The organism is Exiguobacterium sp. s83 (genome assembly GCF_018617095.1).
GTDB classification, from domain to species: Bacteria; Bacillota; Bacilli; order Exiguobacteriales; family Exiguobacteriaceae; genus Exiguobacterium; species Exiguobacterium profundum.
This window is the reverse complement of record NZ_JACSJP010000001.1, coordinates 1,608,655-1,626,255: the sequence shown is the minus strand read 5'-3', so window position 1 is coordinate 1,626,255 and position 17,601 is coordinate 1,608,655. Positions and strand designations below refer to the sequence as shown.

The window sequence follows — 17,601 nt, the reverse complement described above, 5'->3', positions numbered from 1 at the left end:
AGTCTACCTAGGCTCAGTTTCTTTTTTATAAATCTATCCTCTTCTTAATCAGCTTTTTGATAAACTGAAGAAGAGTTGAAAATATTGTAAATGGTATGGTGATGATATGGGATGGATCCAATCGATACAACGATTCTTTATGATACGACGTGTCTTACCGCAATTGAAACGTGACGTGAATGTTTTACAAATCGGCTTGGACAATTTGAAGGAGCAGATGGTAGCGTGGGAATCTTCTAAGTCAAGCATTTCTCCAGAAGAAGTGATGCAGGAGAAAGGACGCTTTCATCATGTTTATGAACTGAGTGAACGAGGGTTCCTACTAGATGAAACGACACACACCAAACTGAAACATGAGGACGGTTCACTCCCATCTTCAGTCGTTTCATTGAATATGGCGTACGTTCGTGTATCAGGTGAGTTGTTGAATGTTTGGCGAGAACTCGATGAACGGGTTGAGCGCATCAATCAACGACTCCGTACATATTATGAGCAAATGGCATCTTTTCAACGAGATGTCGAAGCAGCGCGACGTCATTATATCGGTGACTCGTTACGGAAACGACTTCTCGGCGATTATCGAGGCGTATACGACTTCTTCAAGGATGACTCTGTTCCAGAAGCGACTTCGTTCATACAACTTTATCGAGGCTTAGATCGACAGGTGGAAGACTGGAATGAAACGTATGTGACCGAAGAATTGAAACGCACCCAATCCTTCTTTGACTCTATCGATGGGAAGTCGCTCGATGGCCAACAACGACGTGCGGTCATCGTCAATGAGGATGCGAACCTCGTCGTTGCAGGTGCCGGGTCTGGAAAGACGTTGACGATCGCTGCGAAAGTGAAATATTTAGTTGAACAAAAACAAGTACAGCCTCATGAAATCTTACTAATCTCGTTCACTAAAAAGTCAGCCGAAGAGATGAAGGAGCGAATCTGCGAACGGCTTCATATTCCCGTGGAGGTCAAGACGTTTCATGGGCTCGGGATGGGGATCATTGCTGAAGGTCGAAAGCAAAAGCCTCAAGTCGAGGACGAATTGAAAAAAGTTATCCGTGATTATTGTATGCATCAGTTCTATGAACATCCGCATCGTATGAAAGAACTGATCGACTTCTTCGGTTACTATTTCTACATTCCAAAAGGGATTGAAGAGTTTGAGACGGCCGGGGAATATCACGACTACAATAAGCATGTGGATTTAGAACCGCTACGCAGTAAAGTATGGAAATCCCTCACAGCTGCTGAGATGATTGCCACACAACAAAGACAGAAGATCACGATTCAAGAAGAGAAGGTCAAGAGTCTCGAAGAGGTCATGATTGCGAACTTCTTATTCTTGAACGGCATCGAATATGAATATGAGAAGAACTACCCTTATCAGACAGCGACTCGGTATCATCGTCAGTATCAACCGGACTTTTATCTGCCAGAATACGATTTGTACTTAGAACACTTCGGAATCAACCGGAACAATCGCGCCCCTTGGCTCAGTCCAATCGAGGAACAGAAGTATCTCGATGGTATGGAATGGAAACGACAGCTGCATCATGAACACGGGACGAAGCTGATGGAGACGTATTCATATTACCGGCAAGAAGGAAATTTGTTAGATCAACTACGATTGAAATTATTGAAGCAAGGTGTCGTCTTCCGGGAAATGGACCCGAAAGTAGTATTCGACAAGTTATATCGTACGAAACAGAAGAATCATTTTAACGACTTCGTCGATTTTGTGTCGAGCTTTCTTCAATTGTTCAAATCGAATCATTATACGGAGTCTCAATTTGATATCTTCGCACAGAGTTTGAACAAGAAGGACTTGTTTCATTATCAACGAGCACTCCTCTTCTTCCGTCTCGTCAAACCGATGTACCGGATGTATGAGGATCATCTACGACGAACGAACAAAATCGATTTCAATGACATGATCAACGAAGCGACTTCGATTGTTTCGTCCGATGCTGTTCATTTGCCGTACAAATACATCATCATTGATGAGTATCAGGATATCTCCGTCAGTCGTTATCATCTGATTGAAGCAATCCGGCAGAAGACGGGATCAACCGTCATGTGCGTGGGAGATGACTGGCAGTCTATCTATCGGTTTGCGGGGTCTGACTTGAGCCTGTTCACCGATTTTGAACATTATTTCGGGAAGAGTGCCTTATTAAAAATTGAGAACACGTATCGAAACTCGCAACAATTGATCGATATCGCTGGTCGATTCGTGATGAAGAATAAGCGTCAAATCCGAAAGAATCTCTCTTCCGGAAAACGACTGATCACACCTGTTCGCGTGATGGGGATCAAGGGGAAGAACGACTTTGAAATCGCCTTACGTAGAGCGCTTGATCAAATCGTTCAATCACATGGTCCGGAGTCGGATGTACTGCTCGTCGGACGGAACAACTTTGACATCAAGTCAATTGAGGGAAGCGCTTCGTTTCGAGTGAAGTATTTGAAAGATGAAGTGCAAGTGACCGACCGAACGCATCCGAATCTTCGAATCTCCTTTTTGACAGCGCACCGTTCAAAGGGGCTCGAAGCAGAAAACGTCATCCTGATTAATACGGCAAACAGTAAGAACGGCTTCCCGAACAAGATCATGGATGACCCGTTATTGTCATTCGTCCTTCAGAAACAAGAAGAGTTGGAGTTTGGGGAAGAGCGCCGTCTGTTCTATGTGGCGTTGACGCGGACGAAACACACGACGTATGTGCTGACGCCGGATGACCGCATGTCGACGTTCGTCCAAGAATTGATCAAGGAGCAACAAGTTCCGTATGAAATGGGAATCGAGGAAGGCAAGAGCATCCGGCATAATCCGAAATGCCCTCGTTGTCTGGATGGTCATTTGGTCATTCGCGAACAGGCAAATCGAAAGTCGACGTTTGTCGGTTGCAATCATTACCCGGGCTGTGACTATACCGCCAATCATCCAAGCATCATTCATGATCCGATTGTCTGTCCATCATGCAGAGGATATCTTGTGCTACGGGATGGGAAGAACGGTAAGTTTTATGGGTGTTTGAACTTCCCGATCTGTAAACATACGATGGAGCAAGAAGATGTGGAGCAGATGAAGCGGGTTGGGAAAAGAATGAATTGAAGGGAGAGAATCGCCGATGGCGGTTCTTTTCTTTTGGAGTAAATGAGGAGGCAGGCGTGACGAATCTTCTCGAACGATTGACCTCTAAAATTCGAAAACCCTTTTCCCTATCCGTGAAAATGAGAACCTTGAATGGAAAATCCTTTCATATAATAAAGCGTAATGATTTGAATGGAGGATAAATAACTATGAAACAATTAATGAAAACGTGGATTTCATCAATGCTTGGCGCGTTGTTGATTCTAGCGACAATCACGCCAGCAAGTGCGGAAACAGGTGTAGGTATCCTTCCGATCAATGGGACCGTTAGGGGGGAGTTGACGGAAAGTGATAGTAGTAAGATTTACAATTTAACGTTAGAAGAGGCTGGACGTTTTACGATTGACGTAACGTCTTCGGTATCTAACCGTGCATACATTGAAATTGTAGATGAATACAATGATACTGTGTATTCGGATGCTCTTTATGGAAGTGCTGAAACACCAGCGAGAGAAGTCACGAGCATTGACTTAGAAAAAGGAAATTATCAATTTATGATTTATGATGACTATGGAAAAGATGATGTTGGGAAATTTAAAATTTCTACACGTTTTTCTCCGATGAAGACAAATGATCAAGAACCAAACAATGGAACTGCTCAAGCACAAAACTTAGCCTTCGGAAAAAAAACATTAGGATACTTATCAGAGCAGGACCGAATTGATGTGTACCGTGTCGAATTAACAAAAGCAGGTCGACTCTATTTTGATTTCACTAGCTCCGTTGAAAACAGAGCTTATTTCCAACTTACAGATGATTATAACAACTCGATTTTTTCAAAAGCAGTTTATGGTACTTGGAACAATCCAGGAAAATATGCTCCATATATCGATTTAGAGCCAGGTACCTACTATGTTCACATCTATGATGACTATGGTTATGATGACACAGGTAAATATGAATTGACCTCGTCATTCGTTCCAGCTTTAAATCAGGAAATGGAGCCGAATAATGGGACTGTTGAAGCAAAAGTATTTCCGTTTTACCAAACACGTACAGGATTCCTATCATGGAATGACTATATTGATGTGTACAAAATTGTCATTCCAAAAACAAGTCGTGTCAGTATCGACCTCACATCCTATGTCGCTAATCGAGCAATCGTAGAATTGCTCGATGATGAGAACAATAGAGTTGCTAGCGAGTATTTATACGGATCATCAAAAGCGCCTAGTCGATACAAAGAGAATCTTACTTTGAATAAAGGCACGTATTACTTGTCGATTTATGATGACTATAGTCACGATGATACGGGGAAATATAAACTTCGCGTAACATCAAGTCATTTATTGCCAGTTTTATCGATTAACAAAGTGACAGCTCGTTCGACAAAAGTGAGTGGCAAGACGGAAAAAGGTGCGACAGTCACAATGACGATCGGGAAGAAATCATACAAGCGAACGGCTGATGCGAAAGGGAACTATTCGTTCTCCATCAGTAAACAAAAAGCCGGGACAAGCATTAAGATCTCGAGCAAGAACAAGTATGGATCGTCTGTGAAGACGGTGAAAGTAAGTAAATGATTGAACGGAAGGAGAGAACTCACATGAGACGAGTGTTTATGCAGGTGGTGACCGCAATCTTAATGATTGCAAGTCTATCCTTTTATACCGAGGAAGCTCAGGCCAAGTCGGTATCGAAAATCGTGATCCCTACGACATATGCGAAACAAGACAGTGGGTATGCCCGTACACTCAAATTAGACGTTGTCTATACTGACGGAACGGTCGAGCGTATCACGAAAGGGGTGACGTGGTCGTCCACTACGAAGAAGGTTGCCCGTGTCGGAAAGACATCGGTCACATCGGGTGTTCCTGGAAAAACGACGATTCAAGCCGTCTACAAAGGGAAGAAAGCAAAGCGCACGATGACCGTGAGCATCCCTTCGAAACAAAATGATGTCAGTTGGTTGAAAATGCAGCAAGCGTCAATCTTTTACGATGGGAACTTTTACGGGAATCGTGTCGCATTCGGTTCTGACTTACGTAAAGTAAAAGGTTCGGATGGCGCATTTGCTGAGGTCGAGTCTGACTCAGGTCAATTCGGGAAATGGAGTGGGAATTTTCTTCTTGCCGATGATCCGAATTATCAAAATAAACCGACTTACGATGTAAGCAGTGTACACACGTCACCAAAGTTCTTTAAACGTACCGTCACCAAGTCAGAAGTGACACGCGCGCTCGGTACACCGAAAGAAGTCATCGACTACTCCTATACGTTAGGCTTCTTTAAAGCAGGCAAAGAGCTATACCGTTTCAAACAAGACACGCTTCTTGTCTATGAAGTCAATCAGCGAACGCTCGTCGTTCAGCTTGATGGAGATCAAGTCGTTCGTGCCATCTCACTCTTCGAATGATTGTTGATGTGAGTTGTATTCAATACATGAGAGTCGTCTTTCTTTTTGATGAAGGGAGACGATTTTTTATGGAATTGAATCGTGTAGTTTGTCAGTTCATGTCGAACGATTGTTTGTCGATTTTAAATTATTGATTGACTTAAAAATGATAAGTGTCATCCGACGAAAGACCTAAGTTGATACGATACATATAGGATCGAATGGCTCTTGGATAAACGAATGATTTACGAAAAGAGATTGACGTATACGGAAAAAGATAAACGATTAAATCAATCCAAAATGATGAAATGAGGAGATTACATGAAACGATTAGTGAGTACACTACTAGCATCGTTATTGATCTTTACAATGATGCCGGCTTCAGCTGAAATTCGGATGTCTACGATCAGTCAAATTCCTGAATATAATCCTTACGATGTGATTGTACGCGAGGATACGCTTTATTCCTTAAATGATTATGGTATCAATCTTTATGATACTGAGACAGGTGCATTGATTAATTCAATCAAAAGTGACTATACCGTAGATTTCATGACAGTGAATAGTGACCAGACGTGGGTCGCGTCAAGTGAATATTATCGAGTCAGGACATACAACCAATATCTTGACCTTCACAAAACAATTGAAAGTTTTGAATACAACGGGGAGACTTACGAACTCGACAGCTTTAATCAAGTTAAGTTTTTACCAAATAGCTCAATTCTGGTCATCGCAAGTGATAACCGTCTCATTTTCTATGATGTAGAAACCGACCAAGTGAAATTTATTCGTGGAATTGACACGTCGGGAACTCTTCAAGTATCAGAAGAGTATATGACGATAGGATATACTGATTCGATTCAGGTGTTAAACCATCAAGGACAAGCCGTGACAGAAATCATGGCGTCTACCCCGATTCAGTCTTATTCGATGAACCAAAAAGGACAATTGGTGTATAACTCAACAGACCATGATTTATTTTACTTCGAAACACCTTTATCAGAAGCACAGTTTATTACTGAGAGTGTTTCCGGAGCCATCTATTTAGACGAAACAGGTACTTTCGTTGGCTCTGAACAAACGAAGTTATATGACCTATACACGAAAAAACGCATCTATATGAACGTGAAAGAAGGGGCATTTCGATTCAATGAAGATTCGAGTCGACTTTTCTCGATTGGACAAAGTATTACAGTTTATAACGCCCAAAACTTAAAGAAACGAATCCAGACTATTGCAATCGAAGTGGATGAAACGGAAATGATTGAAGGGAACGAACTGAGTCCGGCAATCGTCGTAAAGTCAAAAGATGGTTCTCGAACTAAAGTCACCGATAAAGTCGTGTGGCGATCGAATAACTCTCAAGTCGCTTATTTTTCACAAAACAAACTGATCTTGAAATCTCCAGGGAAGTTTACGTTAAAAGCGACCTATGAAGACCACGAGACGAGTGTCGAGCTGACAGTCAAAAAAGATCCGAGACCATCCGATAATGAATGGCTGAAACAACAGAAACAGTCACTTGAAAAACGTCGTGCGTTTCTGAACTCTCCGCATCGGTTATACTCAGAATTTTCAAAAGTTCGAGGCGTGGCTGGACAGTTCTTCTTCAATGACGAGAAGTTGATTTCTGGAAAGTATCAAGACAACTGGTTATATGAGACTTACAAAGGCAAGAAAAAAGTAGATGGCATGATGTTGTTGCTCGACTATGAAAAACGAGAGATCACAGAAGCGGAAATCAAGAAAGTATTTGGTAAACCAAAAGATACGTACAACTTTAGTTACTATGACAGCATCCCGACGAAACTGATTCGTGGGAAGTCAGCAATCGATGAATCTTTAATCAGTGATGCTGCGTTATATCTCATTAACAAAAAGCACGGCTTGATTATTTTCTACGATTTAGAAGGAAACGTCATCTATATGCATCTTGGAGAATCAACAAAACTTTGGTGATATGAAAGGTGAGGAAAAATGAAGAAAATACTCTTTGCATTCGTGATTGGAAGTCTCTTGCTGATTCATCCGAGTGTATCAAAGGCAGCACAGTCGACAGAGGATTTCGTCGAAGAGCTTCAATATTCATGGTTTAACGGCTACACATATGATGACCATCGTTTGATTCAATTGAATACGTCACGTCCGCTTGAAGTCGTCTCTATTTTCAAACGAGAAAATGAGTACGGGTATGACTATATGATTTATGTCCATGAGCTGAAAAATGGAGAGTGGAAAGTCTCGTATCGTCGCCCTGTCGAATATATGACGAACTTGTCATTCATCACGAAAGGACGGATGGGAGCGACTGATAAAGTGCTGATCGGGAGTTACGAAGGGAGCGGTAACTTCTTGGATGCATACCTGATCGGATCGCCCAATGGTCGCGACATCAAATTGATGCAACACAAGAGTTCTGTTTTCCAGGGAGGGGCTTGGATTATTGATGGGGTCTTGTTTTATGGAAGTGGCTCAATCGTTTCACAAAAATATCGTGTGCAGAATGGAAAGGTCGTTTCTGCCGGTCGCGCATCTGGTCGTGATGATCGATTGATCTCAAAAAATCCGAAGATTTGGCTCGGCTTAAAAATGTCGGGCGATCGAGCTGTCTACGCTGGGAAGAAGACAGTGTACGCCAAAGTCGGAGATCGCATCGGGATTGGTCGATATGGTGTCAGTGATACGAGAGGATATTCGTATCGCTTAATGTCTTACGATGGTAGCTCGGTGCTTTCTTACGATACGGTACGTCCGGGAATGACGGCTATGAAGAGAGGGACAGCCGTGTTATCCCTTGAACCGGATGCATATGGTGATGCTGTGGAGATTAAAGTCATTGTGAGATAAAAGAAGGGATTATAAAGAAGGAGCGACCCTAATGGAATGGTTCATGTCGATGGATGTCCTCGTGGTGCTCCTTGCTGTCGGGTCGATTGTCATCGGTGCTGTCACGAGCCTATTCATTCCGATTCTGCTGATTTGGCTGATCGTTCGTTATCTTCGTAACGGACAGTCGTGAAAAAATGGCCGGAGCGACTGAAGACACGGCAGACTCGGTCAAAAGATAGAGTTTGAACGACTCAGGGGTCATGGTCTAAACAGCATGCAATCCACTACATGATCGATCATCGGACGGACTCAAACGAGTTCGTCTTTTGAATGTAGGCGAATTGTCACTTCCTGTCGAACGAAAGACCTAAAGCGGACACAATTAATTCCCCTTTTTTAGTAAAAACAAACGGAATGTTTGTTACAATTAGGTTACACTAATGGTAGATAAAGGTATGGATTGAATTGTCACCTATCACATGCTGTGCAATTCCCACACTTTTCGCATGTAAATGTCCATACGCCCTACCTCACACGAAGGAGCTGTGTCCATTGAACGATGTTCTCTTTTACGTCTTATTGTTGCTGGCGCTTCCGACCCTCGGTTTTGTCTTGAATTCGATTGTCGTCTTGTCACGATTTGTGAAGCAACAAATCCGTCGCCGTTTCCCATTCACGGAGCAACTATCATTCCGTTCGAAATAATATCATCTGTCTGTTCTTGACAGATTCCGCTAGATCCTCTCACGCTACTTACGGCGAGGGTTTTTAAGCATTCATTTCGGCACATTCATTCCCATAAAATTTAAAAATCAGACATCGTCCACGCATCCCTTATGCTAAGGTTGAGGCGTAAGACTTCACTGATAATGGCAAAACTACGCGAAAGCTAGTGACGCAAAGCTACAGGGCCTGTAAAATGGCAGCCAGTTTCCAAAGGAGGTTCGTTTCGTGAAGAAATTCTTCGCAGGGATGTTGGTATTGTTGTTCGCACTGATTGTGGTGCGACCTGCCGCCGCAGATGCGGCGAGCGCGCGTGTCGATACACGGACGGGGAAAGTCGACGTGTACATCTCGAACCAGGACAAAGGATCATTCAAGTTCGAGGTGCGACAAGGCAAGCAGGTCCGTACTTACGATGTCTATAAAGGGAAGAATCATTTCAACGTCAACTATGGGAACGGGGATTATACATTCACGCTTTACCAGTCATCGGACGGGAAACGCTATAAACGTGTCTACCGCCTTCAGAAAACGGTCCGCCTCGTCCATTCGACGGCACCGTATCTCCACTCCACCCAAAATGTCTCCATCGATTCCGCGACGTCGCGTCTCGCCTCGTCGTTGTCACGTTCATCTTACTCCACTTCGACGCAAACGCTCGTGACGAGCCGTCACGTCAACCGACTCGTTGACTATGACGACAAGAAGATCATGAAGCTCTCATCGACTTATCTACCGAATAACGCCGACACGCTTCGGACGAAACGGGGGATTTGCTATGACTTCGCGTCTTTGAATGCCGCGCTCCTTCGTGCCCAAGGCATCCCGACCCGTCTTGTGATGGGGACGGCGAAAGGGGTCGACGGGTATCATGCGTGGAACGAGGTGTTCGTGAACGGAAAGTGGCGCGTCATCGATGTGACGCGTGACGTGACCGAGCGACGGACGACGACGTACCGTAGCGCCTCTGACTATCGTGCCACACTCTATGATTGAACGACGACCAAGGTCCCTTCCAGAGAAGGCGGCCTTTTTTTGGTATGTTCTTTGAGGCGAATCTCCTTGTTCCACGTTTGTGATGTCTGCAAACAAAGACACAGGAGGAAACGCACATGAAACGATGGTTATCCATGGTCTTGACCATGTTGCTCGTCGTGCAGCCGTTCGCCGTCTCGCGAATGGCGTATGCGGAAGGGGACCCGGTCATCACGGACCCGCAGCCACCGGACAATCCGGTCATGACGATCACCGCCAACATTTTGGACGCGTACACGATTCGGACGACCACGACGGAAAACGTCGAGGTGAGCACGGTCACGACCGATTCGATTGTCGAGATCAACTACGACTGGTCGATTCCGAACGGGCACAGCTACACGGACGGGTCGACGTTCACGTTCCAAATGCCGAGTGAGTTGAAGGTGTACGAGGCGTTCACGAACGCACCGCTGAACTTCAACGGTCAGTCGATGGGGACGTACTCGCTCGCCCTGGACGGAACAGCGACGATGACGTTCAACGACAACGTCTATAAGTACTCGAACATCCAAGGGACAATTCAAGCCCTGACACAAGTGAAAGAAACGACCGAGATCTCAGAAGAGCGGACGGTCACGATCACCCCGATCGAGAACCAGCTCTCGCACATGTTATCGGTCGGATTGAAAAATTCAGGGAAAGACATCACGAAAGCTGGTGTCGCCGACCGACCGTACAACCCAAGTTCCATCGAGTGGACGGTCGAGTTGAACAAAGGGCTGAAACAGATTGAGAATGCCCGCTGGACGGACGTGATCCCTGCAGGTCTGTCGTATCGCGCCGACAGTATGGAAGTGACCCGGCTCGTCATGGCGATGAACGGGAATGTCCTCCGTGAAGAACCGGTGACAGGTCTCACGGTCGATACGACGGATGGTCTCGCCATCGACTTTGGGACGATCCAAAACGCGTATCGCCTCACGTTCATCACGGATATCGTCGATGAAGAGGTGGCGACGTTCAACAACGTCACAAACCTCGAAGGGACGTCCTTCGATAAAGCAACGGCCTCAGCGACGGTCGCTGCCGGGCGGGGAACGGAGCTCGAGAAACGGACGCCGAAGTATGATGATATCACCCAGACGATTGAATGGGTGTCGGACATCAACTTCCGGCAACGAAACTTGAATTCGCTCACGGTGAAGGACTTGTTCACCGACACGCATGAACTGGACGGGCTCACGCTATTTGAAGTGACACTCGATGCCAACGGGAACATCGCGAATCGAGTTGAGGTTCCTGTGACACCATTGAAAATCACAGACACGGGGCTCGAAGGGTTCACCTTCGACCTTCCGAAGAACGGGACGGCGTATCAGTTGGAGTATACGACCCGTGCGAAAAATCGCGTCGTCTCCTCGGGCAGCGTGACGAACACGATCGAAGTGAACGGCTTGAAGAAGTCGGCGACCCGGTCAATCGGACAAGCCGTCTTGCGAAAGACGCACAAGAACCCCGATTATGCGGCAGAAACGATTGAATGGACGCTCGAGTTGAACCGGGACAAACGGGTGATGAACAATGTCAAAATCACGGACACGTTCCCGAACGAGGGCTTGACGTTCATCGAGGACTCGCTGTCAATCGACCGGTTGACGAAAGGGACGGACTACACGGTCACACCCGATGCGAACGGCTTCACCATTGACTTCAAAGTACAATTGACCGACACACATAAGATCACGTATAAAACGGCGTTCGATTACCGCGAGCGTTTGGATGCGAACAATACGAGCTTCGTCAACGCGGCGACCGTCGACTGGATCGACGAATCATCGAACGGACGCACGGTGACGACGACGGATTCCGTCGAGCCGGCATCGAACACGCGCAACAACGGATTCAAAGGTGGCACGTATAACGCTGTCACGAAGGACATCACTTGGAAAATCGGGATCAACTACCACGAGTATGCGACGACGAACCTGACCGTCACCGACACGTGGGAAGGAACGCAAGTACCGGACAAGGATTCCTTCACTGTCGCGAAGATGACACGAAATATCGGCGCGAACGCCTACTCGGTCGACGCGACACCGATCCCGTCGTCCGCGTATAACGTCGTGTGGAGCGACACGGGCTTCGTCTTGACGTTCAACGAGCCGACGGATGACGCGTACGTCATCACGTACGACACGAACATCGACGATACGAAAATCGCACCATCGTATAAAAACACGGCCGTCGTCACAGACGGGGCGACCGAGCTTGGCAACTTGCCGGCGACGGTGACGGTCCGTCATGGTGGCGAATACAACGAGAAACGAGGCATCCAGCAAGGGAAGCTCATCGCCTGGACGATCGACATCAACTTCGGACAATCGTCGTTACAAAACGTCAAACTCCGTGACGTCCCATCGAACAATCAGGACATTCTGCTTGATTCGTTGAGCGTCTATGAGACGACGGTCGCCGCGGACGGTACGGTCACGAAGGCAGGGAAACTGTCGACGGATGCATACACGGTTCAAGCGATCCAAGAGATGGGGGAGTTCGAACTTACGTTCAACAATCCGATCGATCGCCCATACATCTTAGAATATGACTCGTATATCCTGGCTGCGGTCGGGACGGACATCACGAACGACGTCTATTTGACGGCGGACGAGGTCTCCGAGAACACGACGACGAAACAATCGAAAGTCCGGGTCGCCCGCACGTCCGGAATGGGGACGGCGAGTGGAGAGCTCGGTGAATTGACGATCACGAAGACGGATGAGTTGAACGAGAAGAGCTTGAGTGGGGCCTCGTTCGACTTGGTCGACACAGGTAGTGGTCGTACCGTCCGTCGTGGCACGACAGATACCGATGGAACATTGACGTTCGGTCGCCTTCTTTATGGGGACTATCGTCTAGTCGAGACGAAAGCGCCGGACGGTTATTTGATTTCGACGGCGTCACGAAACATCACCATCGCAAAAGTGAAGGAAGCGACGACGGTCAAAAACAACACGATCCGTCAAGACGTTGAATTGACGAAGACGTCGACTTCCGGCCAAGTGCTCGAAGGAGCAGAGTTCACGTTATATGACGCTTCGGACAACATCGTCCGCCAAGGGCTCGTGACGGACAAGGACGGCAGGATCACCGTGACCGACCTCGAGCCGGGCATGTATGCCTTCGTCGAGACGAAGGCGCCGACGGGTCATCTCCTCGATGCGAAGAAGCATGGCTTTTCCATCGTGAAAGACCAACTGACGACAACAACAGTCGGTGTACAGAACCAGCCGTTCAAGTCGATCGAATTGACGAAAGTCGATTGGAAGACGGGCTTGGCGCTCCCAGGTGCCGTCTTTGACCTGAAAGACATGAACGGGAACACGCTCCGCACGGGGCTCGCGGCTGATGCGTTCGGTGTCCTATTGATTAAGGACCTCGACCTCGGCACGTATCAACTCGTCGAGACGAAAGCGCCGGACGGGTACGTGTTGCCGGAGAAGGCATACACGTTCACGGTGACGCTCGAGAGTGAAGCCGTTCAAAAAGACAACGTCAAAAATGAGACGATGAAGCGCGTGAAGTTGACGAAAGTCGACAAAGACACGAACGCCGTCCTTCAAGGCGCCGTCTTCACGTTATACAACAGCAAGAACGAAGTCGTCCGTGACAACGTGACGACGGGAGCGGATGGGACAGTCGTCGTCGACCGATTGGACATCGGCACGTACACGTTCGTCGAGAAGACCGCACCGACCGGCTACATCTTAGATAAAACGCCACATGCGTTCACGGTCGAGTACGGGCAAGACGTCGATGAACAGATCACCATCACGAACGAACAACAAAAGTCGGTCCGTCTCATCAAGACGGACGCGATCACCGGCTCACGCCTCGCCGATGCGACGTTCTCGCTTTATCAAAAAGGTGGAACGCTCGTCCAGGCAGGATTGAAGACGGATGCGAACGGGGAGATCCGGGTCGACCGGTTGAACCCGGGTGACTATTACTTCCAAGAAACGAATGCACCGTCGGGTTACATGCTCGACATGACGGCACGTCCGTTCACGCTCGTACGCGAGACGAACGACGTGACAGAAGTCCGTGCTACAAACGACTCGTACAAAGCGGTACGGATGACGAAAGTTGACTCGGAAACAGGCAATCGTCTAGCGGGTGCGACGTTCAAGCTCGTCAACACGTTCGGAACGACGATCCGCGAGGGACTCGTGACGGACGCGACGGGTGAGATTTATGTCAGCGGCCTCACACCAGGAAGCTATGCGTTCGTTGAAACGAAAGCGCCGGACGGGTACTTGCTTGATTCGAAAGAACACACGTTCAGCGTGGCGGCACGTCAAGGTACACCGACGACACTCACCGTCACGAACGAACAGAAAAAGTCAGTCCGACTCACGAAGACGGACGTCACGACTGGCGATGTGCTTCCGGGCGCGACGTTTGACTTGATCGATGCGTCAGGTGACATCGTCCGTGAAGGACTTGTCACAGATGCGTCTGGAGAGATCTTCGTTCGCGACCTCGAACCGGGCGACTACGCGTTCGTCGAGACGAAGGCGCCGGTAGGATACATCATAGATACGACAAAACACGAGTTCACACTCACACGCGGGACGAATGAAGTCCTCGCGGTCGATGTGACGAACGACCCGTACAAAACAGTCCGTCTCGTCAAGAGAGACAGGGAGTCTGGTGATGTGCTTTCAGGTGCGACGTTCAAGCTGTTGAATGGGGAAGGCGAACTTGTGAAAGAGGACCTCGTCACGAATAAAAACGGAGAGATTGTCGTCGAGGGGCTTGTCCCAGGTGACTATCAATTCGTCGAGACGAAGGCACCGAAGGGGTACTTCTTAGATGAGACACCGCATCCGTTCACGTTTGAACGGGGCGACGTCGAGAAGACAGTCGCGGTCGAAAACGACCGCATCAAGACACTCCTCGTCAAGAAGGTCGATGAGGAGACGGGCGAACCACTCGAAGGGGCCACGTTCACATTGACCGATTCAACGGGTGAGGTGATCACCTTCACGACGGATGCGTCGGGTGAAGCGCGCGTGACCGATTTGAGACTCGGCACGTACACGCTCGTGGAAACCGAGGCGCCGTTCGACTATGAGTTGGACGAGACGCCACGGACAATTCGATTCGAGCGTGGTGGAGCGAACGAGCAACAGATCACCGTGGAGAACATGGCAACGTATTTCGAATTTGAAGAGCCTCAGATTCCAGAGGGGAGCGGAGACAGCGGAAATGGTGACGCAGACTCCGACTCGACTGTCGAGTCAGAGGGCAGTAAGAAACCGACCTTGACGGAACGCCTCCCATTCTTAGGTGGCGAATCATCAAACAGTTGGTGGATCGGCTTCGTACTTCTCGTCATCGGGATTGGATTCCTGTGGACGACAAGACGGAAGACGGCATGAGTAAAAAACAGGTCCTTTACGCGAAACATGGCGTAAAGGACCTGTTTGTTTAGATGGGCACACTAATCTGTCTCGTCTCTTTATTCGAGAGCGTGTACGTCACGATGTAGTTCGAACCGGATACTTTCACACTCGCCGACCGGATCGTCGTCTTCGACTGGTCGAGTCGGATGAGCGTGAGATAGCGCACGTCTTTCCCGGTGTTATACGAGATGACTTGCGGACGAGGCTTCCATTCGTAATCCTCGACGGCGACGAAACTTGTGCTGTTGCGCATCGATGAATTTTTTAGGTTGAGCTGCATGAGTTGGATCGTCCGGCCGTTCGAGTCGCCATAGACGACGTTCTGGGTCGCCATCGAACTTTGGAGCAGTTTCAGACCTTCCGCCAGATGGAATCGCTGCACGAACTTCTCCTGTGTCGGAGAGCTGATCCGGTCGTAGACGACGAGCGTCTGCTCCTTGTCATAGACGAGCGTCCGGCGATGCGTCGCTCCTTTGCCGATGAGCTTGCTTTCGCCCATCGCAAGAAGGGACGGACCGAGGTTTTTGACGGTGACGATCTTACTCTTCTCGCGCATCGACGCGCTCAAGTCGAGATTCGCCCCATCCCGATGGACCGTATTGTGGGCATCGACCCCGAAGACGCGCTGACGTTCCGGACGGTTCGTGTAGCCGTAGCGGCCCGTCTCGATGATGAAGTCGCGACCGAGCCCGTACAAGTCGATGCTCAAATCATCAGCGTGCTTGTGGGCGCTACTGTGATAACCCGCCGTCATCATGACTTGCGTCGCCTGGTTGAAGGCACGCGGTGGGGCGGACCAATACTCCCGCATGAAGCTATACTGCGTGCTGATCTTCTTCACCGTGAGCGGTGGGCGTGATCCTTCCTTCCCTCCGGAGACCGCATAGGCGAGCTGTGGGAAGTCGTCGATATGTGGGATGATCGATGTCGTGCGCCGAGCCCCTGACGTGTCTCCGAAAATTGGGAGCGTCCCATTCGGCTTGACCATATACGTCAGCTGTTTTGGCATGTACTCGACACGGTTCATGCTCGACGGGAGCGTGAAGCGGTTGTCGTCCGCCCAGATGACGAAGCGGTCAAGCACGTGATACATATACGCCTGATAGCCCGGTGAATGCTCGAGGTGGACGGCGTCCGACGTGATGCTGTGGCGGATCTGTTTATCGAGCCGGCTGTCGGCAATCGTTTTCCATCTCGCGCTTTGGTCAAACTGCGGGAACGTCTGCGCGATCGCCGTGAGCGCCATGTCTTGGAACACCCCGTGGTTGTGTTCGTACTTATAGAAACTCGATGTCGCGAGCAACGTGCCGTGCTCATGGAGTGTCCGCAACATGAGACCCGTGAATGCCGTGTCTTTGTAAAGGGACGACGACTTATACACGTCCCAGAAGTTCAATAAGTGGAACGTCCGGACCGATGTACCGTGGTCATTATATGGCCAGCGGTACTGTTTGTAGTTGGCGACGGGGTGGGCTTTCGTCCAACTTTTCACGACGCGCATCCCGTATTTCAAATACGCGGTGTCTCCTGTCGCATTGTAGGCTTGCGTCAATTGGTTCAATACCGTCAAATAGTGAATCTGGAACGGATACGAGTTGCTTGAAGAGCTTGGGATGCTCCGATGCCAATCGAACGTGTCGATGTTTGGGACCGACAGACGATACGGTGTGGACGGGACGTACCAATTCCCCTTAAGGGCCCGGTTCGCGTAGTCGATTGCCTTCGCTTCGCTGAGACGCTCGTATTCATAAGGGACATGCGGTGCCATTTGTCGCATGTATTCGTGCGCCAGTCGTGCCGTCCCGCTCGATGTCAGGTTCGAACGGGTGATGGGATCGGCGAGTAAAAGCTTCGCCTGACTCTTCTTTATGTAGACTTTCTTCCCACCGCTCAGGGCGATGTAATACCAACCGGACGTACTGATCGCCGCATAGCGCTTCGTCGTCGAATAGGTCGCCACTTTCGTCAACTTCCCGCTTTTCATCTCATAGACGATGGCGTTCGGGACAGAGCGGATGTGGAAAGGGTGCGTCGCAGCTTGAGCGGAGTCGGTCGGGGTGACAGATCCCCACGCACCGATCAAGACGAGGACGAGTAAGATTCGTTTCATAGATACA

At 48.5% G+C, this 17,601-nt stretch carries 10 protein-coding genes and 1 riboswitch; of the genes, 9 read left to right on the top strand and 1 reads right to left on the bottom strand.

Annotation, left to right across the window (positions count from 1 at the left end; genetic code table 11):
- Positions 1-106 precede the first annotated feature (106 nt).
- The 9 genes from KNO73_RS08300 (at position 107) to KNO73_RS08260 (ending at position 15,460) form a co-directional block, all read left to right on the top strand.
- Complete coding sequence (locus KNO73_RS08300) at positions 107-3,115, top strand: UvrD-helicase domain-containing protein (RefSeq protein WP_215112327.1); 3,009 nt, start codon at positions 107-109, stop codon at positions 3,113-3,115.
- A gap of 188 nt (positions 3,116-3,303) precedes the next feature.
- The gene (locus KNO73_RS08295) at positions 3,304-4,677 is read left to right on the top strand and encodes an Ig-like domain-containing protein (RefSeq protein ID WP_215112326.1); all 1,374 of its coding nucleotides are present in this window, start codon (positions 3,304-3,306) and stop codon (positions 4,675-4,677) included.
- A gap of 23 nt (positions 4,678-4,700) precedes the next feature.
- Positions 4,701-5,510, top strand: a complete 810-nt coding sequence (locus tag KNO73_RS08290; protein WP_215112325.1) for a hypothetical protein — start codon at positions 4,701-4,703, stop codon at positions 5,508-5,510.
- A gap of 300 nt (positions 5,511-5,810) precedes the next feature.
- On the top strand, positions 5,811-7,448 hold the full coding sequence (locus KNO73_RS08285) for a WD40 repeat domain-containing protein (RefSeq protein WP_215112324.1): 1,638 nt from the start codon (positions 5,811-5,813) through the stop codon (positions 7,446-7,448).
- An 18-nt stretch (positions 7,449-7,466) separates the two neighbouring features.
- Positions 7,467-8,336 (top strand): hypothetical protein, encoded by an 870-nt coding sequence (locus KNO73_RS08280; RefSeq protein ID WP_214683659.1) that lies wholly within the window; start codon positions 7,467-7,469, stop codon positions 8,334-8,336.
- Positions 8,337-8,367: 31 nt separating this feature from the next.
- Positions 8,368-8,508, top strand: a complete 141-nt coding sequence (locus tag KNO73_RS08275; RefSeq protein WP_214683660.1) for a hypothetical protein — start codon at positions 8,368-8,370, stop codon at positions 8,506-8,508.
- A 362-nt stretch (positions 8,509-8,870) separates the two neighbouring features.
- The gene (locus KNO73_RS08270) at positions 8,871-9,023 is read left to right on the top strand and encodes a hypothetical protein (protein ID WP_160300231.1); all 153 of its coding nucleotides are present in this window, start codon (positions 8,871-8,873) and stop codon (positions 9,021-9,023) included.
- A gap of 156 nt (positions 9,024-9,179) precedes the next feature.
- A riboswitch (cyclic di-GMP riboswitch) is annotated at positions 9,180-9,256 on the top strand.
- 13 nt (positions 9,257-9,269) lie between these two features.
- Positions 9,270-10,037, top strand: coding sequence for a transglutaminase-like domain-containing protein (locus KNO73_RS08265; RefSeq protein WP_214683661.1), 768 nt, complete (start codon positions 9,270-9,272; stop codon positions 10,035-10,037).
- A gap of 116 nt (positions 10,038-10,153) precedes the next feature.
- Positions 10,154-15,460, top strand: coding sequence for a SpaA isopeptide-forming pilin-related protein (locus KNO73_RS08260; protein ID WP_215112323.1), 5,307 nt, complete (start codon positions 10,154-10,156; stop codon positions 15,458-15,460).
- Positions 15,461-15,509: 49 nt separating this feature from the next.
- Here the strand turns inward: KNO73_RS08260 and KNO73_RS08255 are convergent, their stop codons facing one another.
- On the bottom strand, positions 15,510-17,594 hold the full coding sequence (locus KNO73_RS08255; RefSeq protein WP_215112322.1) for a heparinase II/III domain-containing protein: 2,085 nt from the start codon (positions 17,592-17,594) through the stop codon (positions 15,510-15,512).
- Positions 17,595-17,601: the final 7 nt, after the last annotated feature.

Excerpts from the sequence above, each read along its gene's own strand:
- KNO73_RS08280 (WP_214683659.1), top strand. The coding sequence starts at position 7,467 with ATGAAGAAAATACTCTTTGCATTCGTGATTGGAAGTCTCTTGCTGATT.
- KNO73_RS08300 (WP_215112327.1), top strand. The coding sequence starts at position 107 with ATGGGATGGATCCAATCGATACAACGATTCTTTATGATACGACGTGTC.
- KNO73_RS08255 (WP_215112322.1), bottom strand. The coding sequence starts at position 17,594 with ATGAAACGAATCTTACTCGTCCTCGTCTTGATCGGTGCGTGGGGATCT.
- KNO73_RS08290 (WP_215112325.1), top strand. The coding sequence starts at position 4,701 with ATGAGACGAGTGTTTATGCAGGTGGTGACCGCAATCTTAATGATTGCA.
- KNO73_RS08285 (WP_215112324.1), top strand. The coding sequence starts at position 5,811 with ATGAAACGATTAGTGAGTACACTACTAGCATCGTTATTGATCTTTACA.
- KNO73_RS08275 (WP_214683660.1), top strand. The coding sequence starts at position 8,368 with ATGGAATGGTTCATGTCGATGGATGTCCTCGTGGTGCTCCTTGCTGTC.
- KNO73_RS08295 (WP_215112326.1), top strand. The coding sequence starts at position 3,304 with ATGAAACAATTAATGAAAACGTGGATTTCATCAATGCTTGGCGCGTTG.
- KNO73_RS08260 (WP_215112323.1), top strand. The coding sequence starts at position 10,154 with ATGAAACGATGGTTATCCATGGTCTTGACCATGTTGCTCGTCGTGCAG.